General features: G+C 53.1%; 24 protein-coding genes and 1 pseudogene. 6 read left to right on the top strand and 19 right to left on the bottom strand.

Going from position 1 to position 26241, the window contains the following annotated elements:
• Positions 1-64: 64 nt before the first annotated feature.
• The 3 genes from phoB to QT397_02845 form a co-directional block, all read right to left on the bottom strand.
• Positions 65-769, bottom strand: a complete 705-nt coding sequence (gene phoB, locus QT397_02855; protein ID WNZ56321.1) for a phosphate regulon transcriptional regulator PhoB — start codon at positions 767-769, stop codon at positions 65-67.
• A 110-nt stretch (positions 770-879) separates the two neighbouring features.
• Positions 880-1761: a 4-hydroxybenzoate octaprenyltransferase gene (gene ubiA / locus QT397_02850; GenBank protein WNZ56320.1), complete on the bottom strand. Its 882-nt coding sequence runs from the start codon at positions 1759-1761 to the stop codon at positions 880-882.
• Complete coding sequence (locus QT397_02845) at positions 1758-2435, bottom strand: chorismate lyase (GenBank protein WNZ56319.1); 678 nt, start codon at positions 2433-2435, stop codon at positions 1758-1760. The genes ubiA and QT397_02845 overlap by 4 nt, the downstream gene beginning before the upstream one ends.
• Before the next feature lie 74 nt (positions 2436-2509).
• Here QT397_02845 and QT397_02840 point away from each other — a divergent pair, with 74 nt between their 5' ends.
• Positions 2510-3826 carry a dicarboxylate/amino acid:cation symporter gene (locus tag QT397_02840; protein ID WNZ58607.1) on the top strand — a complete coding sequence of 439 codons (1317 nt, stop codon included), beginning with the start codon at positions 2510-2512 and terminating at the stop codon, positions 3824-3826.
• A 10-nt stretch (positions 3827-3836) separates the two neighbouring features.
• Here the strand turns inward: QT397_02840 and recG are convergent, their stop codons facing one another.
• Together recG and QT397_02830 are read right to left on the bottom strand one after the other, a co-directional pair.
• Positions 3837-5942, bottom strand: a complete 2106-nt coding sequence (gene recG, locus QT397_02835; GenBank protein ID WNZ56318.1) for an ATP-dependent DNA helicase RecG — start codon at positions 5940-5942, stop codon at positions 3837-3839.
• The gene (locus QT397_02830; protein ID WNZ56317.1) at positions 5921-6844 is read right to left on the bottom strand and encodes a hydrogen peroxide-inducible genes activator; all 924 of its coding nucleotides are present in this window, start codon (positions 6842-6844) and stop codon (positions 5921-5923) included. The genes recG and QT397_02830 overlap by 22 nt, the downstream gene beginning before the upstream one ends.
• 189 nt (positions 6845-7033) lie before the next feature.
• On the opposite strand from QT397_02830, the gene QT397_02825 reads away from it, so the two are divergent.
• Both QT397_02825 and QT397_02820 read left to right on the top strand, forming a co-directional pair.
• Complete coding sequence (locus QT397_02825) at positions 7034-7294, top strand: GlsB/YeaQ/YmgE family stress response membrane protein (GenBank protein WNZ56316.1); 261 nt, start codon at positions 7034-7036, stop codon at positions 7292-7294.
• Between the two features lie 142 nt (positions 7295-7436).
• Positions 7437-8321, top strand: coding sequence for a sugar nucleotide-binding protein (locus QT397_02820; GenBank protein WNZ56315.1), 885 nt, complete (start codon positions 7437-7439; stop codon positions 8319-8321).
• 47 nt (positions 8322-8368) lie between these two features.
• Here QT397_02820 and QT397_02815 read toward each other — a convergent pair whose 3' ends face one another.
• From QT397_02815 to QT397_02775, 9 genes are all read right to left on the bottom strand, one after another.
• The gene (locus QT397_02815) at positions 8369-8752 is read right to left on the bottom strand and encodes a Rid family detoxifying hydrolase (protein WNZ56314.1); all 384 of its coding nucleotides are present in this window, start codon (positions 8750-8752) and stop codon (positions 8369-8371) included.
• Between the two features lie 155 nt (positions 8753-8907).
• Positions 8908-11025, bottom strand: a complete 2118-nt coding sequence (gene spoT / locus QT397_02810; protein ID WNZ56313.1) for a bifunctional GTP diphosphokinase/guanosine-3',5'-bis pyrophosphate 3'-pyrophosphohydrolase — start codon at positions 11023-11025, stop codon at positions 8908-8910.
• A 51-nt stretch (positions 11026-11076) separates the two neighbouring features.
• The gene (gene rpoZ / locus QT397_02805; protein ID WNZ56312.1) at positions 11077-11340 is read right to left on the bottom strand and encodes a DNA-directed RNA polymerase subunit omega; all 264 of its coding nucleotides are present in this window, start codon (positions 11338-11340) and stop codon (positions 11077-11079) included.
• Positions 11341-11438: 98 nt separating this feature from the next.
• Positions 11439-12059 carry a guanylate kinase gene (gmk, locus tag QT397_02800; GenBank protein WNZ56311.1) on the bottom strand — a complete coding sequence of 207 codons (621 nt, stop codon included), beginning with the start codon at positions 12057-12059 and terminating at the stop codon, positions 11439-11441.
• A 223-nt stretch (positions 12060-12282) separates the two neighbouring features.
• Positions 12283-13077, bottom strand: a complete 795-nt coding sequence (locus tag QT397_02795; protein WNZ56310.1) for a sterol desaturase family protein — start codon at positions 13075-13077, stop codon at positions 12283-12285.
• A 5-nt stretch (positions 13078-13082) separates the two neighbouring features.
• A complete protein-coding gene (locus tag QT397_02790) occupies positions 13083-13526 on the bottom strand; it encodes a sterol desaturase family protein (protein WNZ56309.1) in 444 nt (147 codons plus the stop codon).
• A 334-nt stretch (positions 13527-13860) separates the two neighbouring features.
• Positions 13861-15600, bottom strand: a complete 1740-nt coding sequence (locus QT397_02785) for a S8 family peptidase (GenBank protein ID WNZ56308.1) — start codon at positions 15598-15600, stop codon at positions 13861-13863.
• A 528-nt stretch (positions 15601-16128) separates the two neighbouring features.
• Positions 16129-16683 carry a rhomboid family intramembrane serine protease gene (locus QT397_02780; GenBank protein ID WNZ56307.1) on the bottom strand — a complete coding sequence of 185 codons (555 nt, stop codon included), beginning with the start codon at positions 16681-16683 and terminating at the stop codon, positions 16129-16131.
• An 88-nt stretch (positions 16684-16771) separates the two neighbouring features.
• Complete coding sequence (locus QT397_02775; GenBank protein WNZ56306.1) at positions 16772-17659, bottom strand: YicC/YloC family endoribonuclease; 888 nt, start codon at positions 17657-17659, stop codon at positions 16772-16774.
• A 109-nt stretch (positions 17660-17768) separates the two neighbouring features.
• On the opposite strand from QT397_02775, the gene rph reads away from it, so the two are divergent.
• Entirely contained in the window at positions 17769-18488 is a 720-nt protein-coding gene (gene rph / locus QT397_02770; GenBank protein ID WNZ56305.1) for a ribonuclease PH, read from the top strand.
• Between the two features lie 66 nt (positions 18489-18554).
• Here rph and QT397_02765 read toward each other — a convergent pair.
• Positions 18555-19321: pseudogene (locus tag QT397_02765) on the bottom strand (exodeoxyribonuclease III).
• Positions 19322-19435: 114 nt separating this feature from the next.
• On the opposite strand from QT397_02765, the gene pyrE reads away from it, so the two are divergent.
• Both pyrE and QT397_02755 read left to right on the top strand, forming a co-directional pair.
• Positions 19436-20089, top strand: a complete 654-nt coding sequence (pyrE, locus tag QT397_02760; GenBank protein ID WNZ56304.1) for an orotate phosphoribosyltransferase — start codon at positions 19436-19438, stop codon at positions 20087-20089.
• Positions 20090-20135: 46 nt separating this feature from the next.
• Positions 20136-20732 (top strand): hypothetical protein, encoded by a 597-nt coding sequence (locus tag QT397_02755; protein WNZ56303.1) that lies wholly within the window; start codon positions 20136-20138, stop codon positions 20730-20732.
• Positions 20733-20796: 64 nt separating this feature from the next.
• On the opposite strand, the gene slmA is transcribed toward QT397_02755, so the two are convergent.
• From slmA to coaBC, 4 genes are all read right to left on the bottom strand, one after another.
• A complete protein-coding gene (slmA, locus tag QT397_02750; protein WNZ56302.1) occupies positions 20797-21405 on the bottom strand; it encodes a nucleoid occlusion factor SlmA in 609 nt (202 codons plus the stop codon).
• 110 nt (positions 21406-21515) lie between these two features.
• Entirely contained in the window at positions 21516-22433 is a 918-nt protein-coding gene (gene argB / locus QT397_02745; GenBank protein WNZ56301.1) for an acetylglutamate kinase, read from the bottom strand.
• 146 nt (positions 22434-22579) lie between these two features.
• Positions 22580-24955, bottom strand: a complete 2376-nt coding sequence (locus QT397_02740; GenBank protein ID WNZ56300.1) for a phosphomannomutase/phosphoglucomutase — start codon at positions 24953-24955, stop codon at positions 22580-22582.
• A 65-nt stretch (positions 24956-25020) separates the two neighbouring features.
• Entirely contained in the window at positions 25021-26226 is a 1206-nt protein-coding gene (coaBC, locus tag QT397_02735) for a bifunctional phosphopantothenoylcysteine decarboxylase/phosphopantothenate--cysteine ligase CoaBC (GenBank protein WNZ56299.1), read from the bottom strand.
• Positions 26227-26241 lie beyond the last annotated feature (15 nt).

Genomic DNA, 26241 nt, shown 5'->3' with positions numbered 1-26241 from the left:
GCCCGCACCCGTTAAGTGCGGAGGTTTGATTCTGCAGGGATCGGTACCGATCCAGAGAGGATTGTCACACTTTTTCTGCGGTTTGCACAGAAAACCGATACCCGGTGCCGCGAACTGTCTGGATATAGCGGTCGTGGCCATCAATGGCCAGGGCTTTGCGCAGACGGCGAATATGGACATCCACGGTGCGCTCCTCTACATAGACATTCCCACCCCATACATGATCGAGGAGTTGGGTGCGTGTATAGGCGCGCTCCTGGTGGGAGAGGAAGAAGGTAAGCAGGCGAAATTCTGTTGGCCCCATATCTACCGGCTGCCCTTTGATAGTGACCCGGTGACTCAGTGGGTCCAATATCAGTGCGCCGGCACTGAGCGGTTCTTCCGGGGTTGCCGGGCCCGCGCGGCGCAGTACGGCCTTTAAGCGTGCAACCAGCTCCCGGGGGGAGAAAGGCTTGGTGATGTAATCGTCGGCCCCGGTCTCTAACCCTTTGATTTTATTGTCTTCTTCACCTTTTGCCGTGAGCATGATGATTGGCAACGAGGTGGTGAGTTCATCGCGCTTGAGGCGCCTTGCCAGCTCTACCCCGGAAACATCCGGCAGCATCCAGTCGAGCAGCACTAAGTCTGGCTTCTCGTCGATAATCAGGGCGTGAGCTTCCTGGGCGTTTTCCGCCTCAAGGCAGCGGTAATCTGCCATTTCCAGTGCGACCCGCAGCATATCGCGCACTGCGGATTCGTCATCGACAATCAGGATCGTTTTACTGTGCATTTGCCTGCCATACCCGCTCTGTTGTCAGGGTTTCCCCAGTTATGGCCGAGGATTAAACGGGATTTATATGACAAATATATGACGCTCCACTTCTGGGGCCCACTCATCTTTCAATTCAGCAGAAAATGCAGCGATATGCCGGCGAAAATGGCAAACCCTACCCAATTATTGTTGATAAAAGCCTGAAAACAGCCCTCTCGCCCTCTGTCCCGAATCAGCCACTGCTGATAAACGAATAAACTGCAAACCGGCAATAGCGCCAAGTAGTAAAAAATACCGAGTGAGAACCTTGATCCAATAAGCAGCAGGGCTATTAGAACTAAAAGTTGTAAGGTTCCGGTGATGACCTTGTCCATTTCCCCAAACAAAATGGCGGTGGATTTAACGCCGATCTGAAGATCGTCATCGCGGTCCACCATCGCATAGAAAGTGTCATAGCACAGGGTCCAAACCAGGTTGGCGGTATAGAGCAACCAGGCCTCTGCTGGTACTTCTCCTGTAACCGCTGCGAAAGACATGGGGATTCCCATACTAAAGGCGGCGCCCAGGACCATCTGGGGTAGGTGTGTGTGGCGCTTTGCAAAGGGATAACCGAATGCCAGGGCCAGAGCTAAAAACGAGAGGAGAATCGTGAGTGTGTTGGTGGTGAGTACCAGTAGGAAGGCGGCAGCGCTGAGCCCGGCGAAAAGCGCCAATGCAGACTTTGGCGTCAGTGCGCCGGTGGCCAGGGGGCGCTCTGCGGTGCGTTTTACATGGGCGTCAATTTTGCGATCGGCGAAGTCATTGACTGCACAGCCAGCCGCTCGCATCAGGATCACCCCAAGTGTAAATACGATAAACAAGTGAAAGCCCGGCCATCCCTCAGCGGCTAGCCATAGTGCGCACCAAGTGGGCCAGAGTAACAGCAGTGAACCTATGGGCTTGTCCATCCTCGCCAATTGCCAGTAGGGCAGCGCTGTGGGCCAGTGTTGTGAGATCTGTTGGCTGATCACAGTGAATCCTCAGTTGCGATAGTTTTGGCAGTTTCTTGCGCTATGGGGTCACCTGTCGGTGTGAAGTTGGGAAGAAAAGCCTCCGACACCAGTAAGGGCTTATCCCGCAGCCAGAATACCGAGCGGCGACCCCAGACTTCAGAATCTCTATCCCCAAGTTCACGATCGGCGCAGCCAGGGGATTGCTGCAGTAAATTTAGGGCGATCTCGCCTCTGCGAATACCCGGTTCACTAAACAGCAGCTCCCCCAGCGGGCGAGTATCCAGGCTGCGCAGATTGCGAGATTTTCCCTGCAGGCTGCGCTCGGGTAAAACGCTGCGGGCGTACACCCAGGGTTGTCCGCAGCCGTAGAGCAGTACTTCCCGAATCAGGGCCCGGTTGCCATTGTGTAACCCCAGTACAAGGCATTCTTCAGGGCGGGGTGTCTGCCACCCCTGATACAGCACGCGAACATAAAAGTCTCCGTCACTTTGCTGCTTGAGAGCGGCGGTGAGTGATCCGGAATAGGTCAGCCAGGGCACCAGATTTTTGGGTGGTTGCTGCTGGGTTTCAAGAGGCAAACTCTGCCAATCGCCAGAGGGCACAAATGGTGATTGGTGCAACGATAACTCCGCAGTCTGGATAAAGGCCCCATTGTATCCCGGTCGGTGGCAACAGGTCTCTCCCTGTTGCATTTTTGCTCCCCAGCACGGCAATGGATATAGTGCTCACTGCAATGAAAACAACGATTCATAAAGAGAAGCTTGTTATGGGGCTTACGACCAAAATTTTAGTGGGAATGTTTGCGGGCATTACCGTTGGGGGGTTAATCAACTCCTTGAATGAGACCCAGCTGCTCGGTGCTGGCGTGAACAGTGCTATTAATCTTTACCTGACCGAAGGCCTGTTCGATGTTATCGGCCGTATCTTTATCGCGTCACTAAAGTTGATGGTGGTACCTTTGGTTCTGGTCTCGCTGATCAGTGGCGCCTGTGCCCTATCGGAAGGCAGCCGAATTGGGCCGCTGGCGGGTAAAACCGTCCTGCTTTATATGGCGACAACGGCCATTGCCATTACTCTGGCACTGTGTCTGGCATTAATCTTCCAGCCTGGAGTTGGTGTTAATGAAGCTGCAGCTGAAGCCGCTTCAACATTTGTGCCGAAGGAGTCCCCACCTCTTTCAGAGGTACTGGTCAATATATTCCCGACCAACCCTGTTGCCGCTATGGCTGAGGGAAATATGCTGCAGATTATCGTTTTTGCCCTGTTGATGGGCTATGCGATCTCTCGTTGCGGGGAGCCGGGTCAACGTATTGCCGCTTTCTTTAATGACCTCAATACCGTTGTTTTGCGCATGGTCGGTGTACTGATGGTTTTTGCCCCCTATGGCGTTTTTGCGTTGCTGGCGAAAACCTTTGCCGGTCTTGGGTTAGGAGGCTTGATACAACTCGGAAAGTATTTCCTGGTCGTGGTCTGTGCCCTGCTTCTGCATGCATTGGGTACTTACTCGGTGATTCTGAAGCTGCTGAGTGGGCTCAATCCCCTAGAGCTACTGAAGAAAATGTGGTCGACCATGTTATTTGCCTTCAGTACCGCTTCCTCTGCTGCCACTATCCCGGTGACTTTGTCGACGGTAGAGAAGCGCCTGGGTGTGGATAATAAAATTGCTGCATTCACAGTTCCCCTAGGTGCGACTATCAATATGGATGGCACCGCGATTATGCAGGGTGTGGCTACGGTCTTTATTGCCCAGTTCTTTGGAATTGAGATCGGCCTGACCGGCTTTCTGACGGTGATCCTGACAGCAACTCTGGCGTCTATTGGTACTGCTGGGGTGCCCGGCGTCGGCCTGATTATGTTGGGTATGGTATTGCAGCAGGTGGGTCTGCCACTCGAGGGGATTGCCATTGTGATCGGCGTAGATCGCCTGTTGGATATGGTGCGCACGGCGGTCAATATTACCGGTGATGCGGTAGTAAGTAGTGTGGTGGCGAAGAGTGAAGGTGCCCTGGACGAAGAGACTTACTACGATGCCAATTACAAGAGTGTCAGCATTAACGACAACAACACAGTAGGCGCCCACTAGGGCGCTCTCCTCAAGCCTCGGCAAATCGGGGCTTGTTCTGTAACCAGCGTTTAATCAACTGTTGTCGCATGCCCTCTGTCAATTGAGGGGAAATAGCAATTTTTTGCACTTGCGGCAGCAGCTCAGCATCCCTCTGCAAGTCTGCGATGCGGTGCTGGATCTCCCCTGTCTGGCGGGTGCCGAGGATTTCCCCGGGACCTCGCAGACGCAGGTCTTCCTCTGCAATAGCAAAACCATCACTGTGTTGACGCAGCGCTTGCAAGCGGGCGCGGCCATTCTGCGATAGCGGTGTGCCGTACAGCAGCACACAGTGGCTGGCGATGGAGCCGCGCCCGACCCTGCCGCGCAACTGGTGCAATTGGGCCAGGCCCAGGCGTTCGGGGTTTTCGATAATCATCAGGCTGGCATTGGGCACATCTACGCCCACTTCAATGACCGTGGTTGCCACCAGCAAATCCACTTCCCCGGCCTTGAAGGCGCTCATCACCTGCTCTTTTTGCTCGGGCTTCAGGCGGCCGTGTACCAGGGCCACGCGAACGCCTTCGAGCATTTCAGCGAGTTCTTCAGCGGTGGATTCTGCGGCCTGGGCTTGCAGGCTTTCCGACTCCTCGATAAGGGTGCAAACCCAGTAGGCCTGGCGGCCCTCGGCGATGGCGCTTTGCACCCGTTCCATAACCTGGTCGCGCCGATCATTGGCAATGGCAACGGTGTTGATGGGTTGTCGCCCTGGCGGCAGCTCATCGATGATTGAGCAATCCAGGTCAGCGAAGGCGGACATCGCCAAGGTGCGGGGAATCGGTGTAGCGGTCATAATCAGCTGGTGGGGTTGCAGCCTGCCGGTAGCTCCACTTGCCGCCCCTTTCTCACGCAGCTCCAGGCGCTGCTGTACGCCAAAGCGGTGTTGCTCATCGATAATCACTAACACCAGGTTGTGGAAAGCCACCTCTTCCTGAAAAAGTGCGTGGGTGCCCACCACTAACTGGGCATCGCCACTGGCGATCTTGCCCAGCTGTTTACGCCGCTCGGCAGCCTTTAAGCTGCCCGTTAGCTGAGCAACTTCAATACCCAAAGGTTCCAGCCAATTACAAAAATTGATCCGGTGCTGCTCTGCCAGGATTTCTGTCGGTGCCATGACTGCTACTTGAGCACCGGTCCCAATGCCCTTTAGGGCAGCCATAGCGGCGACCAGGGTTTTTCCCGCGCCCACATCTCCCTGCAATAAGCGCATCATCGGGGTTTGTTGAGCCAGATCCTCAGCGATTTCCTCGCAAACTCTCTGCTGTGCGCCGGTGAGGGAAAATGGCAGACGCGACAAAAAGTCTCGCTCCAGGGATCGGTTAACGGACAGAGGTGGTGCCGCTACCCTAGCGCTATTGCGCCTCAACTCCAGCAGGCTCAGATGGTGTGCCAGTAACTCTTCCAGGGCCAGACGCTGCTGGGCGGGGTGAGTACCTGCTGCCAGTTGATCTAGCTGGGTGCCAGCAGGAGGGGCGTGCAAATACAGCAAGGCGTCCCTGAGGGGGTAGCGCAGAGATTTGGGTAATAGCTCTGCCGGCAAGAACTCGGTAACAGCGCCGTTTTTCAGTAGAACCAGTGCTTGCTCCACCAATCCTCGCATACGGGCCTGGCTCACCCCCTCTGTTAGCGGGTAAACCGGCGTAAGGGTATCTGCGGTCTCCGCGTTTTCGATACCGACGATTTCCGTTTCCGGGTGGTAGAGCTCCAGGCCGTTGGCTCCGCGACGGGCCTCCCCAAAGCAGCGTATTCGGGTTCCTCGGGCAAAGCGGCTTTTCTGTGCGGCAGAAAAATGAAAAAAGCGCAGAGTTAAGGTGCCGCTGCCATCCTGTAATCTGACCACCAGGCTGCGGCGGCGGCCGAATACGACATCGGCGGCACTGACCTCCCCTTCGATTACCACATCCATACCGGCGGTGAGGCCGGCAATAGGCACCACCCGGGTGCGGTCCTGGTAGCGTAGGGGCAAGTGGAAAACCAAATCCTGTAGGGAGTTGATATGGAGTTTGGCCAACACCTGAGCAAATTTATCCCCCACGCCTTTGAGGGTGGTAACGGGCAGCTCGGCCAGGTTGTTATCTATCCCACGGTCAGGTGACACTGGCTGATGGCCTCTCGCAGTATGTCGATTGCGCGGTGTCGGGGGAAGCTTGCCCGCCAGGCCAGTGCTACGGTGCGGCGTGGGCCCGGTGCGGTAAAGGGGCGGGTCTCCAGCAGGCCACTGGCGTACTGTGATGCGGTGGCGGCTGAGAGTGGCAATACGGTTATCCCCAGCCCTGAGGCCACCATATGGCGGAGTGTTTCCAGTGAGCTGCCATCTGCGGCTGTGCGTATGCTGCCGCCGCCGGCTTCTTTTTCCATGGTTAGTTGCAGGTGCGGACAAGCTTCCAGTACCTGATCACGGAAGCAGTGGCCCTCACCCAGCAGAAGCACATTGTCTTCAGTGAGTTGATCCGGGGAGATAACCTCCTGCTTTGTAAGTGGATGGCCTGCGGGCATCAATACAACAAATGGCTCGTCGTACAGGGGTTGGGTGACAACGTCGGGCTCGGTAAAGGGGAGCGCGATAATGATGGCATCCAGTTCGCCCTTGCGTAGCCTCTGTCTCAGCGTGGCGGTATATCCCTCTTCAACATAGAGTGGCATTTCTGGTGCCAAATGCTGTAGTTGGGGAATAAAGTGTGGGAACAGGTAGGGCCCAATAGTAAAGATGGCGCCAACTGACAGGGGGCTCGCCAGCTGGTCCTTGCCGGCGCTGGCGATGTCTTTGATGGCTGCTGATTGTTCCAGAACCAGCTGGGCCTGGGCGACAATTCTCTCGCCCAATGGGGTTGCCTGCACTCGAGTTTTTGAGCGCTCAAACAGAGCGACACCGAGCTCTTTCTCCAGTTTCTTTACCGCGATAGAGAGTGTCGGTTGGCTGACGTAACAGCGCTCGGCGGCACGGCCAAAATGCTGTTCCTGGGCGAGAGTTACGATATAGCGCAGTTCATTGAGAGTCATGGTCGAGGCAATTAGATGGCCATTAGTAATAGTAATTATTCATAAATAATCGCCGCTGGCCAATACCCTGTCTCAATCTGTAAGCTGAGAGCGAATATTGGGAAAATTTACTAGTTTTGGGAATTCAGGTGGGATTGAGGCGCAAAATTTTGCTATATCTGTAAGGGGCACACCGAACGGAGATACGTCATGGGAGTTCTGTCCTGGGTCATTCTCGGGTTGATTGCCGGCGCTTTGGCAAAGTGGATTATGCCCGGGAGAGATCCTGGTGGTTGGATAGTCACTATGGTCATCGGCATTGTCGGTGCCTTTATTGGAGGCTGGCTGGGTGCCTTGATTGGGTTCGGTGGCCCAGTGACTGGTTTCGGAATTGGCGACATAATAACGGCTACGATTGGTGCGATAATTTTTCTTGCGATCTATCGCATGTTCAAAAGGCGTGGCAACTAGTCCGCCTTTGGGGAGAGCCTCGGCGGCGAACTATAAGCATTCCGAATTTGATATTTGCCCAAATGACCCCAGCACCTTAGGACTGAATAGCACTGAATCAAGGGAATAAGGTGGACAGCAAAGATTGTTCACCGGGAACTATATGACACAACAAGAAAAGCTTTGGATCCTTGGGTGTGGTGACCTCGGGGCGAGACTGGCACTGCATATAGACCGAAAGCAATACGCGGTTTATGGAATGCGGCGCAATCCCCTGGTAGCTCTGGCGAGTAAGCGCCGGGCAGATGTGGTGAATTGGCGCCGGGGGGATGCCACTAAGAAAGAAGATATTGAACGCTTGTTGTCTACGGGGGCGGATGTCATTCTCGCGACATTTACCCCCACTGAGCACACACCAACCGGCTATCACCGCGCCTATGTGGAAACGGCAAAGGCAGTCGCTGAAGTTGTTCCGCACCTTCCATCCCCACCGCGCTTGGTTATTTGGGTTTCATCTACTCGTGTTTATGGCCAAAGCGGTGACGACTTTATCGATGAGCAAACCTTACCCCTGCCCAGTGGTTTTCAGGGAGATAGTTTGCTGGCAGCTGAAGAGATCATTCGCAACGCAATTCCCAACAGTTGCATTGTGCGCTTTGCGGGAATTTATGGGCCTGGTCGAGATCGCTTGTTGTCGCAGGTTCGCGCTGGTCGCTGCGCTCCTCCCCAGCCACCGCAATATAGCAATCGCATCCATGTCGATGATTGTATTGGTTTTTTATTGCACCTTATTGAAAGGCACAAACAGGGGTGGGTCCCGGAGCCCCTTTATATAGGCGCCGATAGCCAGCCTGTGCCGATGTACGAGCTACAACAGTGGTTGGTAAAAGCGATGGGATATACCAGTGCCCACCTGCGCGAGATTGTGCAAACGAGCGAGCGCCGCTCGAAAAAGCTCAGCAATCAGTTGATGCTGTCCAGTGGTTACGAATTGAAATATCCAGATTACAAGGTGGGCTATAGCGCTCTGTTGGAGTCGGAGGGCTGAGCTGCCCTCCTCAATTATTGCCACAGCATCGGCGAGAACTTCTTGCCTCAGGTCACCATAATCGCTTCGGCTTCAAAAAGGGCTCCCCGCGGCAACTCCTTGACGACGACGGTTGCCCTGGCGGGATAAGGCTCTTCGAAAAACTCTGCCATTATCTCATTTACAGCGGCAAAGTTGCTGCTGTCGGTAATGTAGAGATTGAGTTTCACAATATGCTGAAGCGATCCGTCAGAGGCCTCACAGACTGCGCTGAGGTTGCGAAAGACCTGGTGGACTTCATCGCTAAAACCTCCGCTAATCATCTGTTGTGTCTCTGGGTCCAGAGCGATTTGTCCCGACAGGTAAACAGTATTATCCACTTTTACTGCCTGGGAATAGGTACCAGCTGCGGCGGGTGCCCGGTCGGTTTTAATAACGGCTCGATTGGGCATGGGGTACTCCATTACTTATCAATATTGTTGAAAAGGAAGACCTATACGGAACTTCCGATTAATCCCTTACTTATTTGCGGGGCTTTCAGAAGTCGGTTAAATATATCGCGCTTTGAAGCCTAATGGCAGTTCCCAATGGGATTCCCTTGTGTTCCTCAAGGGCGGGCGATGCGTATGACAGAAGGGAGGTTGCGCAGGCGCTTCATAACCCGAGCCAAATGTACACGGCCACTGACTTCCAGGGTCAGGGAGATCACGCTGTTGTGAGCATCCTTCTCATCCACATTGATCTGCTCGATGCTGGCGCCCTCTTCCGTAATACGAGTAGCCAGTCGGGCAATAATCCCTCTCTCTGACTCGACTTCTACCCGCACATCACCGAGGAACTCTCCTGTCACATCCGGTGACCAGTTCACCAGCATGATGTTTTCTGGGTGCTCGCGAAAATCACCGGTATTGCGGCAGGTGTCGCGGTGTACTACTACGCCTTTGCCCGAGCTGATATGGCCGATAATGGCATCCCCGGGAATAGGACGGCAACAGCGAGCGAAGCTGATCATCATGCCCTCTTGGGCATCGATCGTTAAGGGAGAAGAGATATTGCTGGCTTCAGTCTCTTCACTGGTGACGGGCGCGAGTAATTTAGCGGCAGAGAAGGCCACTTTACTGCCCATACCTATCTCTTCCAGCAGCTTGTCCAAAGTTGCGCATTTCGCCTCTTTGAGGCCCGCTTCTAATTGCTCTGGCGATAGCGCGTCTAGGCTCGTGTCGAACTTACTGAGTGCTTTTTCCAGCAGGCGCCGGCCCAGGGTAATGGAATCGTGGTGACGCTGGTGCTTGAGGAAGTGACGGATAGCACTGCGCGCTTTGGCGGTTACTACAAAATTGAGCCAGTTAGGGTTTGGCTGTGCAGTTTTGCGCGTGAGAATCTCGACTTTTTGCCCGCTTTCCAGAGGTTGGGACAAAGGGGCCAGGCGCTGATTGATACGCACGGCAACACAGGAGTTGCCGATATCCGTGTGTACGGAATAGGCGAAGTCCACGGCAGTGGCTCCTGCGGGGAGGTCAACGATCTGCCCTTTAGGGGTAAAGACGTAAACTTCATCCGGGAACAGGTCAATTTTTACGTTTTCAATAAACTCTAACGAGTCGCCGGCGCGCTGCTGCATCTCCAGCAGTCCCTGGACCCAGCGCCGTGCGCGCACCTGGCTGGTGCCACCGGTATTGATCACCTCATCGCCGGAGGCTTTGTACAGCCAGTGGGCGGCAATGCCACTGTTGGCCATTTCATCCATTTCCTTGGTGCGGACCTGAACTTCAATGGGCACCCCGTGCATACCCAGCAGCACTGTGTGCAGTGACTGGTAGCCATTGGATTTGGGGATAGCGACGTAATCTTTAAACTCGGAGATTACCGGTTTGTACAGGCTGTGCATAACACCGAGAACCCGGTAACAGGTATCCACACTGTCCACAATGATGCGGAAAGCGTAGACATCCATTATCTCCTTGAAGGACTTCTTCTTGGCGCGCATCTTTTGGTAGATGCTAAATAGGTGCTTTTCCCGACCAATCACCAGAGAGCTGATGCCCTCCCGCTGCAAGCGCAGTTCTATAGCATTCTGAATCTGTTCCAGCAGCTCTTTGCGATTGCCGCGGGCGGCGACCAGGGCGGCGCGCAAGCGGCTGGCACGTAGTGGGTAGATGGCAAAAAAAGCGCGATCCTCGAACTCGATACGAACGTCGTTCATACCCAGTCGGTGGGCGATGGGTGCGTAGATCTCCAGCGTCTCGCGGGCAATACGGGCACGCTTCTGCGGTTTCAGTGCACCAAGAGTGCGCATATTGTGCAGGCGGTCGGCCAGTTTGACCAGAATCACGCGGATATCGCGGGCCATGGCTAGCGCCATCTTCTGGAAGTTTTCCGCCTGCTTTTCTGCAGGGCTGTCGGTCTCGAACTGGGTTAGTTTGGAGACCCCATCGACCAGGTCGGCAACCTCTCCACCAAACTGCTCGGCCAAAGCTGCCTTGGGGATACCCGTATCCTCGATCACATCGTGCAACATGGCTGCCGCCAAGCTCTCGTGATCCATATGCATGCCCGCGAGAATAGTGGCAACTGCCAGCGGGTGGGTGACATAGGGCTCGCCGGAACGGCGCTGCTGACCATCGTGAGCCTGCTCCGCGTAAAAATAGGCGCGGCGGACGATTTGGATCTGGTCGGGAGGAAGGTATGAGGAGAGGCGGTGGGCCAAACTATCTATGGTGTGCAATGCCGCGCGCGCCTCTCGTAAAACACAAAAAGTACCCAGTAAGAGACCTGATCAGACTTGCTGATCTGTTAGGTAGTTGGGGGCAACGATAGGAGCAGGTGCCTCTTCGCGTTCCGGCTCGTCGAGGATGGCGGCATCCACCAGGCCCTCTTCGATTTCGCGCAGGGCAATTACCGTGGGCTTATCGTTTTCTTCGGGAACCAATGGATCCCTGCCGCCTGTAGCGATCTGACGGGCGCGTTTGCTGCCGACGATAACGAGCTCGAAGCGGTTGTCCACATGCTCAAGGCAATCTTCAACGGTAATACGTGCCATAAACTTTCGTTTCCATTTGCTGTGCCCGAAGGCAAATTCTGTACAGGGGACCGGCTATTTTACCGGACCGGGAAATGTATGCAATTCGATCAATTGGTTCAGTGGCGCAACAGTGCCTGAAGTAGATCGCCGTGGCGCAGTTGCTGCAGCTCTAAGCGCTGTCGCTGGGCAACGATAATGGCACGCAGCTCTGTTAACGCTTGCTCGAAGTTATCGTTGATTACCAGGTAATCTGCGGCGACATAATGGGTCATTTCGTCGATGGCCTGGTCCATACGGCGATCAATGACCGCTTGATCGTCCTGACCGCGTCCGGTGAGGCGCTCACGCAGGGCTTCCTGGGACGGAGGCAAAATAAAAATACCCACTGCATCAGGGCGCAGGCGACGAACCTGTTCGGCCCCCTGCCAATCGATTTCCAGGATTACATCGCGACCACTGGCAAGAGTCTCTTCGATCTCAGCTTTGGCGGTGCCGTAATAATTATCGCCATAAACTTGGGCGTGCTCAAAAAAAGCATCGCGCTCCAACATTGCCAAAAATTCTTCTCGCTCGACAAAGTGATAGTCAACGCCGTGAGTTTCGCCTGGGCGCATGGCACGAGTGGTATGGGAAACCGATACGGTAACCTGGCTGTCGCTGTCTACCAGCGCTTTGACCAAGCTGGTTTTTCCTGCACCGGAGGGAGCGGAGACGGTGTAGAGGGTTCCTGTTTGCACAACTGATCCTGTTCGCGAGCAAAGAGCCCATTATAACCGAAGCTTGCGTCTGGAGATGAAAGAGTGTCATGAAGGGACAAGGCTAGCCCCCGACCGGGGTGGGGGTATCTGTTGGGAGATTCAGGGCGCGTTACCACCTGCGCGCCTGGGCCCGGCCGGGATAGCCTCGCGGGAGTTTCTCAATCACCGCCAACCACCTGTGATTAAGGGGATCTCCCTGTTGTTAATCGCTAACGAAAGTGACTCTATCCTCTTTGCGCCGGGTTGCCAACCACCACCATACCAAAGAGCTTGCGAGCAAGTAGGATATGAAGAGTGGTACATATGTATTGTTTAGTAGCGGAATAGCGCAGATGAGTGCTGCGAGTCTCAAAGTTTCGAGGCGCCCTGAAATAGGATGACCATCCAGTATCCTTCCATTAATTGCCAGGCAAATAATCAAGGCAATAACCGAGCCCATAAGTTGCCAGAAACTCAATACGCTGGTGAACCAGAGGAGAGATAAGGTTGTGGCGGTGTAACAGAGGTGTTGTGCGAATGCGTAGTTGCGCAAACCAGGGCTAATTTCAGGGTTGAAACGTTTAAAGTTTGTCAGATCGGTAGAGGCTACTGGCATGGATTTTTCTACATCTGCGGGTCTGTAGCCTGTGGGGCGTAACCAAAGAGTGCACTTGTCCCACCAGCTTTTCGTATGCCAGGCATCAATTGCCATGCGCTTTAAGTGTTGTAAATTGGCTGCTACAGGATCAAAGGTATTCAGGGGCTTACGCACACCGTAAAGACAGGGCTCAGTTTCGAGTTCCTGCTGGTAGGTGCCAAATAAGCGATCCCAAAGTATTAATATTCCGCCGTAGTTTTTATCTACGTAGACAGCGTTCTGGGCGTGGTGTACCCGGTGATTCGAGGGGGTAATGACAAACCACTCCAACCAGCGGATCTTGGGTATTTTTTGTGTGTGAACCCAAAACTGGTAAATAAGATCAATTGCGCCGGCGACAATAACAATTTCTGCCGGCAAACCAATCAATAGAAGCGGTAGATAAAATATCCAATCCAGCTGTAGCCCCCCGAAGACTGGCGCAATGCTGTGCTCAGGTTGTAGTCCTCACTCTGGTGGTGCACCAGGTGTTCTGCCCAAAAGATGTTTACCTCGTGACAGATACGGTGCTTCCAGTAGTAGCAGAAGTCGTATGCGAGAACCGCCAGGGCCAGGTGCCAGACATTGTCGATAGACCAGTTGAAACCAACCCATTGATAGTAGGGTTGTAGCAACGTAAACAGCGGGATATAGATAACGAGGAATAAGCTTTTATAGGTAAGCCCGATAATACGATTGAGAATCCCCGTGCTGAGATTGCCAATAGTGTCATTCAGCCTGTAGAGCCCCCAGCCTTTCCAGCGATCCAGGGCGAACTCCATAAGCATGGCGGTCAGAAAAAATGGAATAGAGAAAGTAAGCAGGTCCACAGAAACCCCATATTTTTATTATTAGATAGCGTATCTATTGAACTCTGCCACACGGCTACTGGGCCGCATATGCCAGTGATGTATGGATTCTGAAATCAGTCAGTATTCGCTGAAGGGATTTTGACGTAATTAACTTTCAGGTTTACAAAAGTGGTGCCTGATTGGCACTAACCAAAAGATTGGCAAGAGCATGCGATACGTCGAATTGGTACCACGGCTAGGTGCGACTTTCGATGTTTAATCATGGTTTTCTTCGTGATAGGATTTTCTTTGGAGTTTATAAATAGAAAGACCGGCAAATGCCGGTCTTTTTTTACTCTGAACGGGTCGCTATTTACTCGCTAGCTTCCGCTTCCAAAGTCACACCGCTGTAGGATTCATACCCATAGACACTGATGTACCAGGTGCCGGAATCCGGGTTGCTAATGGTGCAGCTCTCCTCGTTACCCCAGAGGTATGGACGACAGTCATATCGACGCAGGGTAGGATAGTTACCGTGGCGCACGTAGAGATCAACTTCGCCGGAGCCACCGGACATCTCTATAGTAAGGGTGGAAGTCCCAGACTCAACATCAATAGTGAAGTCATTCCAGCTGCCCTGGCTGCCAGAAAGGTTAGTTTCTGTCCAACCTGAACCATTGCTGCCACTGTCGTCATCGTCGTCGTCGCCATTACCACTATCGTCGCCGCTCGCCATAGCTACAGCTGCTGCCGCGTCCACAATACCGGAGCCGCAGTTGTTGCAAGAAGAGGGGAAGCTGCGAGCAGTGCTGGTGAGGATCGACTCAACTTCATCCGGAGTAACGTCGGGGTTAACCGAATAAATCAGCGCAGCTGCGCCGGCGACATGGGGGGCCGCCATACTGGTACCCTGGCTGTAATAGTAGCTATCGCTGCCCGCATCGGTAGAGCCGTTGTTGTAGGTGGAAAGGATACCGTCGGAATCGTTTGCGAAGCTCTGTGCGCCACCGGGTGCAGCGACATCAACTACATTGCCATAGTTGGAGTAATAAGAGCGGCCGCCGGTACGGTCAGTTGCCGCAACGGTAATAACCCCATCACAGCTGGCGGGCGAGTATTGGCTTGCGTTGGCACCACTGTTACCAGCGGCGACAACCACGGTAGCGCCGAGGCTGCGCGCAGTGTCGATAGCACTTTGCGTGGTAGTGTCGCAGCTACCGCTACCGCCGAGGCTCAGGTTCAATACTTGGGCTGGGTTTTGGTTGCTCGGTAATCCGCTGACAGAACCGCCGGCACCCCAGATGATTCCGTCGGCAATATCCGAGGTATAGCCACCACAGCGTCCAAGTACGCGCACGGGCACGATCTTCGCATCGTAGGCAACACCGGCGATACCCATGTTGTTGTTAGTAACCCCGGCGATAGTGCCTGCTACATGGGTGCCGTGCCAGCTGCTATCGCTCTCAGAGGTATCGTCGCAAGTGCCGGCTTCATACCAATCACCTGGGTCAGTGGGATCGTCATCACGTCCATCTCCATCTACGGAGACGAAAGTGTCAGAAATCATATCGTAGCCTGGCAGGATATTGTCTACCAGATCGGCGTGGGGGAGATAACCGGTATCGAGTACGGCAACCACTACGCCATCGCCCTGGGTAACGTCCCAAGCTGAGGGCAGGTTCAATCCGCCGGTGGACTCGTAGTAATGCCACTGGCTGAGATAGCTCGGGTCATTGGGCTCGGCCATCGCTTTCATAATCAGGTCCGGCTCTGCGTATTCCACATCCGGATCCTGTTTCAGGCGATCGATGATCGCGTTTACTTCAGCTCTACTTTTACGGCCTTCCAGGCGCATTACCTGGGCGCCAGTGGCCATACGGCGGAGGTGGCGCATCTTGTGGCCGGCGCGACGGGAAGCTTTTTCGACCGTCTCTGTGGCCATGGTGGCCGCCTTCCCAACCTTAGCGCTCTCCTTGTACTTTACGATGATGCGGTCGGTTAGCAGTGTTTTTTCCGCGTCCGCTGCGTGAGTAGCGAAAGGGGTAGCACACAGTAACGAAAACGCACTCGCCAGAGTCGTCTTTTGCAAAAGACTTTTCAATGATGATTTCATTATTGTTATATCTCCGAGATATTTTAAATCCGGCTATCAGTATTCCGATAGACCGGAGACTCCTGAAAAACTCCGCACTAACAAAATAAATTTGCTTAACGGATAGGCCTAGAAACTGTCTTTCTCACAGTCGGTAAGTCAGTTTGACCAAAATTGGTACCAAAGTTTCAAAATGGTACTTCTTTATAACGTTCGTGAAATTATTATCCTCAGCTTAAGCCTTTAATTTTGTGTGGCTTTTGGCGACAAATTTATAAGTTTTGGGAAAAAAATCTGATAGTGAGAATTTATCTACGGGAGAGATGTGGAGGGGTTCACAGGGGGAAATTGGTTAATAAGCGAATATTTTCAGATAAAAGAATTATCGTGCGTAGAAAAGATGAATCGCTAAACGCTTCTTAGTGACGTGTACGTAGCATTTACGTAGCTTGGCTTTGGGGCCTGTTTCCTGAGGGTACCCCAGTAATGAAAACCTTTGCTGGCTACTACTGGGGTTTGAGGTTGAAAGGTTGGTGTTAGGACTTGTGTTTATCTGGCCTTGCTATAACTGGGAACTTTGGCCCACAGCTTTGCAGCCAGCAACCCAAAGATAAATCCAAATAGGTGGGACTCCCAGGAGATAAAACCACCCCGTGGCAAGACACCGAAAATAAGCCCTCCATAAAGGACGGCTACCACAATAGATATTAATAAACGGCTAAATTTCCTACTGATAAATCCCGCAAGAAGCAAAAAGCCGAAATAGCCATAGATAACTGAGCTAGCTCCCAAATGATTGCCCCTGCCAGCAAAAAGCCAAACGGCCAGTCCGGTGGTGATCACAATGAACAGGGTCACTTTAAGGTAAGTTTTTACCCCGTACTGCAGCACTAAGAAACTGAAGATGCACAGAGTGAATATGTTCGAGAAGAAATGCCAGCTATTTCCATGCAGTAATGGTGCAGAAAAGATATGGGGGAGGTGGTTGATTGAGCGGGGAACAATACCAAAGTAATTAAGCGATCGGCCGCTAAGAATATTAATAATTTCAATTGCAGCAAGCACTAAAAAAATAGCGCCGACCCACTTCAGGTTTTGTCGCATAAATATTCCTTAAAAGGTGAGCTATCACAAATCCCCCTGTCTGGTGGTAGAGGGGCATCCGCAGTCTCGGTGAGAATGCCCCAGAGGATTACTCGATGTTTTGTACTTGCTCGCGCATCTGCTCGATCAATACTTTGAGCTCTACCGCAGCTTGGGTTGTGTCGGTAACCACAGACTTTGAGGAGAGGGTGTTGGCTTCGCGATTAAACTCCTGCATCAGGAAATCCAGCCGCCGGCCGATTGATCCACCGCCGGCTAAAACCCGACGTGTTTCAGAAGTGTGCGCACTGAGGCGGTCGAGCTCTTCATCCACATCAGCCTTCTGGGCCAACAGGACGATCTCCTGCTCGAGCCGGTCCTTGTCCAGCTCCACCTGCAACTCTTCCAGGCGGCTGCGCAGCTTGTCTCGCTGTGCTTCAAGAATCTGGGGAAGCAGTTCTCGAACATTGGCTACCTGCTCTTCGATTCCCTTGAGTCGGGCCTCAATAAACTTGGCTAGCTCAGCGCCTTCGCGTTCACGGTTTGCGCGCAGCTGTCCCAGTGCCTCGCGAAAAGCCTCTAATATCGTTGCCGTCTGTTTATCGGTATCTGCTTCAGGTTCACTGATAACACCGGGCCACTGGAGAATTTGCAAGGGATTGAGTGGTTGAACATCCTCGCCACCCGCTACCTGTTTTGCTGCTTGAATCAGCGCCTGGGCGAGGGGTTGATTGATTTCCAGCCCAGTATCTTCGGCGCTATTGGTCTTCAGGCTCAGGGTCAGTTCAATTTTGCCGCGGGACAGCGTCTTGCGCAGCGTATCACGCAGTTGTGTTTCCATGGCGCGAGCCGCTTCGGGCAAACGGAAATGTGGTTCCAGGTAGCGATGGTTGACCGAGCGCAGTTCCCAGATAGCAGTGCCGTTTGCGTAATTGGCCTCGGCGCGTCCAAAGGCTGTCATGCTGCGCACTTTGTTCTGTTCCCGTTGACTGGCCATAGCTGATCCCCTACAGGCGTATTAATCGGCCCGGCATAATAACACAGCGTTTGGATCGCCATGCTGGGGTATATAATGCGGGGCTTTCATTCAATATTTGAGGTGGACTATGCAGCGTCCCAGTGGCCGCGCCCCTGCGCAATTGCGCCCGGTAAAAATTACCCGCAACTATACCCGTCATGCGGAGGGGTCTGTGTTGGTGGAGTTTGGTGATACCAAGGTTTTGTGTAATGCCTCTCTATCCAGTGAAGTCCCAAGGTTTTTACGCGGCCAGGGCAGCGGTTGGATTACTGCAGAGTACGGCATGCTGCCACGCTCCACAGGCTCTCGTATGCCCAGGGAAGCGGCCAAGGGCAAGCAGAGTGGGCGCACCGTGGAAATTCAGCGCTTGATCGGGCGCTCACTGCGGGCAGCGGTAGACCTGGAGAAGCTGGGTGAGAATCAAATCACCGTCGATTGCGATGTTATCCAGGCCGATGGCGGTACCCGGACCGCAGCAATCACAGGTGCCTGTGTGGCGTTGGTTGATGCCCTACGTCATATGCAGAGAGAAAAAATCATTGCCGATGATCCGCTCAAGAATATGGTAGCAGCGGTATCAGTGGGAATTTATGAGGGGGAGCCGCTACTGGACCTGGATTACCCGGAAGACAGTTCAGCGGATACCGATATGAATTTGGTGATGGCCGAAGATGGCGGCATGATCGAGGTTCAAGGCACTGCAGAGGGTGAGCCATTTACTGAAAAGCAGTTTGCGCAGATGCTGGGGTTGGGCAAGGCGGGTATCGATGAATTGATCGCTTTGCAAAAGCGGGCGCTGGACGAGTAAAGCTGCCGCCCCTTGGTTTGTATCCGGCCCTCTCTCAATAGGGAAGGGGCCGGAACTCCGTGTGATTCAGACTTCGATTTCGTAGTCCATGATGACCGGCAAGTGGCTGGAGAATTTCACATTCTTATTGATTGCACCGTACTCAATGCGATTTTTCAGACCGTGAGAGACGATCTGCATATCAGTACGCCAGCCATCTCCTTCTCCGACAGTACCGCTGGGCCACCAGCTAAATTCGTCGGTATCTTTTACTACACGGCGAAAAGCATCGACATAGCCAACATCATTAAACAGTTGGTCCAGCCAGCGCTGTTCGTGACGCATAAAGCCGGGAGAATCCTGATGATCCTGCCAATTCTGTACGTCTGCACGACGGTGAGCCATGCCCCAGTTACCACAGAAAATAAAGTCGCGGCGTTTGCGGCTTATTTTTAGCAAGTGCGCCTGCATGTCCTCAAAGAATTGGACTTTTTTCTCTAACGACGTCTCATCGGAGGCGACTGGCGCGAGCAGAGAGCCAACGCTCAGTCGCTCGAAATCCGCCTGTAGATAGCGGCCGTACATATCTTCACCATTGGCGAAGCCCATGCCGAATATGATGGCTTTGGGCTGGCTGCGGGTGTAGATAGCCACACCATTTTCGTGGGGGTTCCCGAGTCGAAAAAGTAACTGTAATAACCGTCGGGGTGAAATATTGGGTGGTCCAATTCAGGCTCGAGAGAGCGCAGATCCTGAAGGCAGATAATATCTGCGTCCTGCTCCGCCAACCAATCGTAGAGACCGCGTTGGGCGGCCTGATGAACGCCGTCTACCGACAAGCTTACTATTCGCATTATTAGCCCCTTACCAGCGGACTGTGTATCATTAGAAACATTATATGCATGCCTACCCCCGGGAATGCTACGGGGAGGTCTCCCTTCACCTTAGCCAATAGTTAACAATTTTCCATGCAGCAATATCAGCGCGATTTTATCCAACTTGCCCTGGATCATCAGGTTTTGTGTTTCGGCGACTTCACATTGAAGTCGGGCCGTCAAAGCCCCTACTTTTTCAATGCCGGCCGTTTCCACACCGGTGCTGCACTGGCAGCGCTGGGGCAGGCCTATGCCGAGGCGATAATCGCTTCGGGAGTGGAGTTCGATGTCATTTTTGGACCGGCCTACAAAGGTATCCCGCTGGGTGCGGTGACTGCTGTGGCTCTAGCCCAAAAGGGGATCGATAAGCCTTTCTGTTACAACCGAAAAGAAGCCAAGGATCACGGTGAAGGCGGAACCTTAGTGGGTGCGCCGCTTAATGGCAAGGTTTTGATTATCGATGATGTTATTACTGCGGGCACAGCCGTACGCGAAGTGATGCAAATTATCGAATCTCATGGCGCAGAAGCAGCGGGAGTTGTGATTGGTCTCAACCGCCAGGAAAAGGCTAGTGAAGATTGTGAATTCTCCGCTATTCAGCAAGTTGAGAGACAGTACAATATTCCTGTGGTCGGCATCGTGCAGTTAGACGATGTGATCAGCTTTCTCGAGCAGGAGTCGAATGATAGCGATACTCTGCAGAAAATTGTGGACTACCGGCAGCGCTACGGTGTCGCGGGTCAATAAATATTGCCCCCCTAGCTGTGGGCCGGTTAATTCAGAGAGAAGAGCGATGCGAATCGCCCCTTTAGTACCTCTATTGGTCAGCACCCTTTTGATGTTGGCTGTAGAGGCTTATGGTAACAATAGCCGGGTTTTGTATCGATACACTGATCACCAGGGAGTCCTGGTGATCAACGATGCTATTCCACCGGAATTTGTTCCAAATGGATATGAGATTCTCACTCTTACCGGTCGTGTAGTTGAAGTAATCGCACCGCAGCTCAGTCCTGAAGAGTACCAGGCCCAGCTTAAGTTGGAGGCCCAGCGTGAGGCGGATCGTAAGTTGCTCAAGCGCTATAACAGTATTGCGGATATTGAGAGTGCTCGGTCGCGCAAGTTGGCTGTCGTAGAGCAGGATATGGCTATCATGCGGTCAAATATCAGCAGTCTACGCCGGCAAATTGCCCAGGAAGAAGCCTCTGCTGCGCGCACGCAGCGGGGCGGCCGTGAGGTGGCTCCCGAATTGTTGCAGAGAATTGCAGATCTACAAAAAGAAATGGAAGTGCTTGAGGAGCGCCTCAGCCGGCGTGCGGCTGAAGCGGATACCATAGGGGTTGATTTTGATAAGGCGGTAGCCCGCTATACCGAACTTAATGCTGAGAGCTAGCTAATTTCTCAATGCCTGAATAATTTCGGAGGGCTACCGCTAAACAGCCCTCATGAGGAAATGGTTATCTGGCTGCAGCCACTGTCTCACGGAAGAAACCAGCCGTTAATACGGGCCACTGTTCTGCCCAGTACTCTGTAGGCTTACGCTTAAAACCGCTGCGCACGTATTGGACGATACGCCCCTCCGCGCTCGCCAAAAGCAGGTTGGCAGCACCACCGAGAGGAAGAGTCGGGCGCAGGTGTTCGCGCAACTCGGCTTCGCGCAAGATCTGTCTAATTTGAGTTTCCAGTCGATCAAACAACTGCAGGATTCGTCCATGTAGCCTTTCAGTTTCACCGGTAAGCGCGTCGCCTGTGAGTAGGCGAGTGATTCCTGGGTTGCGCTCACAGAAAGCTAGCAGGAGCTGCAGAATTTTCTGGCAGCGATTGAGAGCCGAGGGCTCCTCCTGCAGGATCATTGCGATACGGCTGAAAATGGTCTCCTCAATAAATTCGATCAGCCCTTCAAACATCTTGGATTTACTGGGGAAGTGACGATATAGCGCGGCTTCAGAGAAACCAACTTCCTTGGCCAGTGCTGCTGTTGTAATACGTGCGCCGGGACTGACTTCCAGCATATGTGCTAGAGCTTCCAGGATTTGTTGACGCCGATTGATTTTTTCGCTGCTCATTGACTGCCTTTGGTCCGCTTGGGGGCGGAATTTAGTTTTGCTCTTGTCGTCTTATTTTGACGGCGGCGGAATCCTACCGATTCGCCGGGCTGTCTTCAATTGCCAAGGGGCTAGTGGTCCACAGTTTGCGCTTCGATGTTGGTAATCAGGGTACCCACGCCTCGATCTGTAAATATTTCGAGCAATATGGCGTGGGGCACACGGCCGTCGATGATGTGAGCGGAATTTACCCCATCCTGAACAGCGTCCAGAGCGCAGGTGATTTTTGGCAGCATGCCGCCATAGATGGTGCCATCCTGAATTAAGCCCTCTACTTCATTGGTAGTCAGTCCGGTGAGAACCTCTCCCTCCTTATCCTGCAGGCCGGCGACATTGGTGAGCAACATCAGTTTTTCTGCTTTCAATTCTTCGGCGATTTTCCCAGCGACGAGATCGGCATTAATATTGTAAGAAACCCCATTGCCGTCGACTCCAATGGGCGCGATAACCGGGATAAAGTCACTGTGGACCAGCATATTGATCACATCAATATTAACTTTCTCGACTTCCCCAACCTGGCCAATATCAATGATTTCAGAGGCATGTAGTCCCGCGCTCTCATTTTTTCGGGTCAACTTTCGCGCTTTAACCAGTAATCCGTCTTTACCGGTGATACCTACCGCGCGGCCCCCATTTTTGTTAATCAAATTGACGATCTGTTTGTTGACGGTACCCCCTAACACCATCTCCACAACATCCATGGTTTCGCTATCGGTGACTCTCATTCCGTCTACGAAGCGGGACTCAATACTGAGCTTATTTAGCAGCTGCCCGATTTGAGGTCCGCCACCGTGCACTACCACTGGGTTCATACCTACCAGCTTCATCAGGATAATGTCTCGCGCGAAACTGTTTTGTAGTTGCTCATCCACCATGGCGTTGCCACCGAACTTGACCACAATAGTTTTGCCTGTAAAGCGCTGGATATAGGGCAGTGCTTCATTGAGGACCTGGGCACTTTTCAGCGCAGAGTTTAGATCTAGGGACATGGGCAGTTCCTTACACAGGGCGACAGGCAATCAGGTTTGGGGGCCTGACTTGAGTCGCCAACGATTTAAAGCAAATGTGGTGGATTGTTTTCTAAGCAATAGGGGCAGTGGCCCGATGGCGGCGCAGTCTATTCCGCCGTTTTATCTTAATCGAGCAGCTGCCAGTCGGGTACAGTAATTGCGGGAGCAATCTTTCTGAGCTGTCCCATCACCTCAGTACGGATGCGCTCCAGGGCCTGTTCATTTTCAGCCTCAAAGCGCAGGGTTAGTGCGCTAGTGGTATTGGAGGCACGTACAAGCCCCCAGCCATCGGGAAACTCTATGCGCAGGCCGTCGATAGTATTGATATCGGCATTGCCAAAATTCCCCTTATCGCGCAGCTGGTCTATCAGTGAAAACTTCTCAGTTTCCTCTACTGGTAGCAGGATCTCAGGGGTGCTGTGCATTTTCGGCAAGGTGTCGAGGAGTTCATCAAGACTTTGTTCGCGTAGTGCCATAATTTCTAGTACCCGCGCAGCAGCGTAGATACCATCGTCGAAACCAAACCAGCGGTCCTTAATAAAGATATGTCCAGAAAGCTCGCCGCCCAAAATGGCTTTGGTCTCCAACATCTTGGCTTTCATGGGCGAGTGTCCGGTCTTCCACATAATGGGGCGGCCCCCATACTGGCTGATTAGCTGGGATAAACTGCGACTGCTCTTAACGTCGAAGACAATATTTTCTCCTGGATTGCGCGCAAGGATATCCCTTGCCAGCAACATAACCAGTTGGTCTGCCCAAGCGATACGGCCGCTGCTTGAAATCAGGGTAACACGATCACCATCACCATCCAGGGCCACGCCCAGATCTGCTCCTGTAGCCAGAACCTTTTCAGTCAAGGCTTCGAGGTTTTCTGGTCTGGAGGGGTCCGGTGCGTGATTGGGGAAGTTGCCATCCACCTCACAATAGATCGGTGTTACAGCACAGCCGAGCTGCTCAAAGAGGCGGGGAGCCAGGTTAGAGGTGGCGCCATTGCCAGCATCGATAACCAAGTGCGGTTGCCCGGCGAGGGCGACATTATTGAAAACTTCATCGATATATTTATCGGTGATTTCTTGCTCCCGATTGGCGCCTTCCCCACTTTTGAATGGGCCTTTTTTCATCAACTGGTAGAGCCCCTGCAGTTTGTCTTCCGCCAGGGCGCGACCTTTCAGTACGATCTTAAAGCCGTTGTATTCCGCAGGGTTGTGGCTTGCGGTAACAATGACCCCACTACTGGTATTTTTTCCTTTCGCACAAGCGTAATAGAGAAGTGGTGATGGAATCAGGCCGAGATTAATAGAGTTGCAGCCACTATCTAGAATTCCCTCAATCAGGCACTGGCTAAGTGTCTCACTGCTATTGCGTCCATCTCGGCCAACTAGTAAGAGATGTTCTCCAGCGTGCTGTGCCAGGGTGCCGAGCGCTCTGCCTAGTTGATAGGCAAAAGGTTCGTTGATTTCCTGCCCGGCGATTCCACGGATATCGTAGGCGCGGAAAACATGCTGGGGATACTCAGAGGTCAGAGGCAGCTCGGGCTTGTCATCGTCACTTTCTGGCAAGTCCTTTGAACTATTTTCTTTTTCTTCGGACTCTGAGTTCTCTGAATCAGAGTCCGAGATACTGGGTGCTGAGGCCAAGCTCTGCGGCAGAAAATCTGTATTGGGAGCCTGTGTAGTTCCTCCATCAGAGGCTTGTGGGTGCGCCTTATTAAGCTCGCTGCCACTAGCATCCTTACTTCTTTCCCATGGGGCTCTCGAATCGCGAGGTAGGAACTTCAGTAGGGCGAATAGGCTCACCAATATTCCAATGCCGGCTCCGATATAAATCCAGGATGTGGGCAGACTGTGCTGTTCGACAAAGGTTTCGGAGGGACTGAAGTGGAGGCTTAAATAGCTGTCCTCAAGTTGCTCTATAGTGTTGTGGCCTTTTCCTGTGCCTGCGCGCCACAGAGTTTGTCGGTGGGCATCGGGAAACTTCTGCATTAACTGAACTTGTCCATGACCACCGCCCAGACTTTTTAAAATGTTTTCCAGCACGGAAAAGGGTTGGGTAGCCAGTAGTTGTTCATTTTCCAGGTTGATAACACTATGAAGTTGCCAGCTATTTTCCACACCTGTACGCAGTACTTCCATCGGTTGCTCAGGTGTTTCCTGACTGCGCTTTAACAGATCGACCAAGGCAAAGTTCAGGGAGGGATTTTGCCCTGAGCCCACTCGAACCTGTTCGGAAGAAAAGGCCTGGAGGGATACCTGCTCAGGTAATTTGGTAGATTCAATCAGTGTTGCTGCAGGGAGCTTCCTTGATCCAAGGGCCTGCAGGCGCTTCGAATAGTCTGCGACGTAAGACTGCACGACTTCAGCTAGTTCGGCAGTTTTTTGCTTGGCGGCTAGCTCAATCTGCGAGTAATTGTGGGGTATTACAAGATACTGGATTAACAGATAGGCACCGCCCAGCCAAGCGACAACTACTAATAATAACGGTAAAAATAACCCTTTCTGCATGGTACCGCCTGGTTTCTTTTTGTTGTTGGAGCCCACAGATATCCCTGATTTGAGCGTAAATTTTGTCACTGAGCCTTGGAGGCGATGAGTTCAATGAGTTGTCGGGCTAGGTCGGTCTTCAATGCGGGAGCCAGTCGGCTCTGACCATCCGCATCTATCACAGTGACAGCGTTGTGATCGCTGTTAAATCCCGAGTCCGGTTGGCTCACATCGTTGGCAATGATCATATCGAGGTTTTTCCGCTGCAGCTTGCTCTGGGCGTGGGCGAGAACCTGTTCTGTCTCTGCGGCGAACCCGATAGTGAACGGCCGCAGCTCAGTACGCGTGGCTATGGCTGCAACAATATCGGGATTTTTGATGAGGGCAATTGCATCATCATCTTGCCCGTCTTTCTTTTTGATTTTCTGCTCAGCGACTTGGGCCGGACGGAAATCAGCAACGGCTGCTGCACTGATAAAGATATCGCAGTGATCGGCGGCACTTTTGGCGGCCTCATACATATCCTGGGCGCTGATAACATCGATACGATTGACCTTTGGCGGCGTATCCAAATTTACGGGGCCGGCAATCAACGTCACTTCGGCACCGGCACTCTGCGCCGCTGCGGCCAGGGCGAAGCCCATTTTTCCAGAGCTGTGGTTGCTGAGGAATCTCACCGGGTCGATGGCTTCCCTGGTAGGGCCGGCAGTGATTACTACTTTGCGGTCCTGCAGTGAGTGGCTTGTGCGAAACAGGGACTCAGTGTGTTCCGCCAGGTTTTCTGGTTCCAACATACGGCCGGGGCCCACGTCGCCACAGGCCTGGCTACCAGCGCCCGGGCCCCAGAATATGACTCCGCGCTCCTTTAGGGTCTGAGCATTGGCTGAGGTAGCTGCGTGGCGCCACATGGCCTGGTTCATGGCTGGTGCCAGGGCCAGGGGGGCTTCGCTGGCCAAACAAAGGGTAGTTAGGAGGTCATCAGCCATACCGGCAGCCAACTTTGCCATTACCTGGGCACTGGCTGGAGCAATCAGGATAAGGTCAGCCCATTTCGCCAGTTCGATATGACCCATGGCGGCTTCTGCCGAGGGATCCAGCAAGTCTGTATGCACCGGATTACCGGATAGCGCCTGAAAGGTCAGTGGCTGCACAAACTCCTGTGCTCCGGCGCTCATTACCACTCGGACATCGGCACCGCGCTCTTTGAGCCGGCGAACCAGGTCGGCACTCTTATAGGCGGCAATTCCACCGCTGATACCTAAAAGTATGCGTTTGTCGGCCAGAGAGGACATAAATGCTGTTTCCGA

It is taken from the genome of Microbulbifer sp. MKSA007 (genome assembly GCA_032615215.1).
GTDB lineage: Bacteria > Pseudomonadota > Gammaproteobacteria > Pseudomonadales > Cellvibrionaceae > Microbulbifer.
This window is presented reverse-complemented; position numbering and strand designations above follow the sequence as displayed.

Coding starts and splice junctions, on each gene's coding strand:
- phoB (WNZ56321.1), bottom strand. CDS start 769: ATGCACAGTAAAACGATCCTGATTGTCGATGACGAATCCGCAGTGCGC.
- QT397_02845 (WNZ56319.1), bottom strand. CDS start 2,435: ATGCAACAGGGAGAGACCTGTTGCCACCGACCGGGATACAATGGGGCC.
- QT397_02840 (WNZ58607.1), top strand. CDS start 2,510: ATGGGGCTTACGACCAAAATTTTAGTGGGAATGTTTGCGGGCATTACC.
- QT397_02830 (WNZ56317.1), bottom strand. CDS start 6,844: ATGACTCTCAATGAACTGCGCTATATCGTAACTCTCGCCCAGGAACAG.
- QT397_02825 (WNZ56316.1), top strand. CDS start 7,034: ATGGGAGTTCTGTCCTGGGTCATTCTCGGGTTGATTGCCGGCGCTTTG.
- QT397_02820 (WNZ56315.1), top strand. CDS start 7,437: ATGACACAACAAGAAAAGCTTTGGATCCTTGGGTGTGGTGACCTCGGG.
- QT397_02815 (WNZ56314.1), bottom strand. CDS start 8,752: ATGCCCAATCGAGCCGTTATTAAAACCGACCGGGCACCCGCCGCAGCT.
- rpoZ (WNZ56312.1), bottom strand. CDS start 11,340: ATGGCACGTATTACCGTTGAAGATTGCCTTGAGCATGTGGACAACCGC.
- QT397_02785 (WNZ56308.1), bottom strand. CDS start 15,600: ATGAAATCATCATTGAAAAGTCTTTTGCAAAAGACGACTCTGGCGAGT.
- QT397_02780 (WNZ56307.1), bottom strand. CDS start 16,683: ATGCGACAAAACCTGAAGTGGGTCGGCGCTATTTTTTTAGTGCTTGCT.
- QT397_02775 (WNZ56306.1), bottom strand. CDS start 17,659: ATGGCCAGTCAACGGGAACAGAACAAAGTGCGCAGCATGACAGCCTTT.
- rph (WNZ56305.1), top strand. CDS start 17,769: ATGCAGCGTCCCAGTGGCCGCGCCCCTGCGCAATTGCGCCCGGTAAAA.
- pyrE (WNZ56304.1), top strand. CDS start 19,436: ATGCAGCAATATCAGCGCGATTTTATCCAACTTGCCCTGGATCATCAG.
- QT397_02755 (WNZ56303.1), top strand. CDS start 20,136: ATGCGAATCGCCCCTTTAGTACCTCTATTGGTCAGCACCCTTTTGATG.
- slmA (WNZ56302.1), bottom strand. CDS start 21,405: ATGAGCAGCGAAAAAATCAATCGGCGTCAACAAATCCTGGAAGCTCTA.
- argB (WNZ56301.1), bottom strand. CDS start 22,433: ATGTCCCTAGATCTAAACTCTGCGCTGAAAAGTGCCCAGGTCCTCAAT.
- QT397_02740 (WNZ56300.1), bottom strand. CDS start 24,955: ATGCAGAAAGGGTTATTTTTACCGTTATTATTAGTAGTTGTCGCTTGG.
- coaBC (WNZ56299.1), bottom strand. CDS start 26,226: ATGTCCTCTCTGGCCGACAAACGCATACTTTTAGGTATCAGCGGTGGA.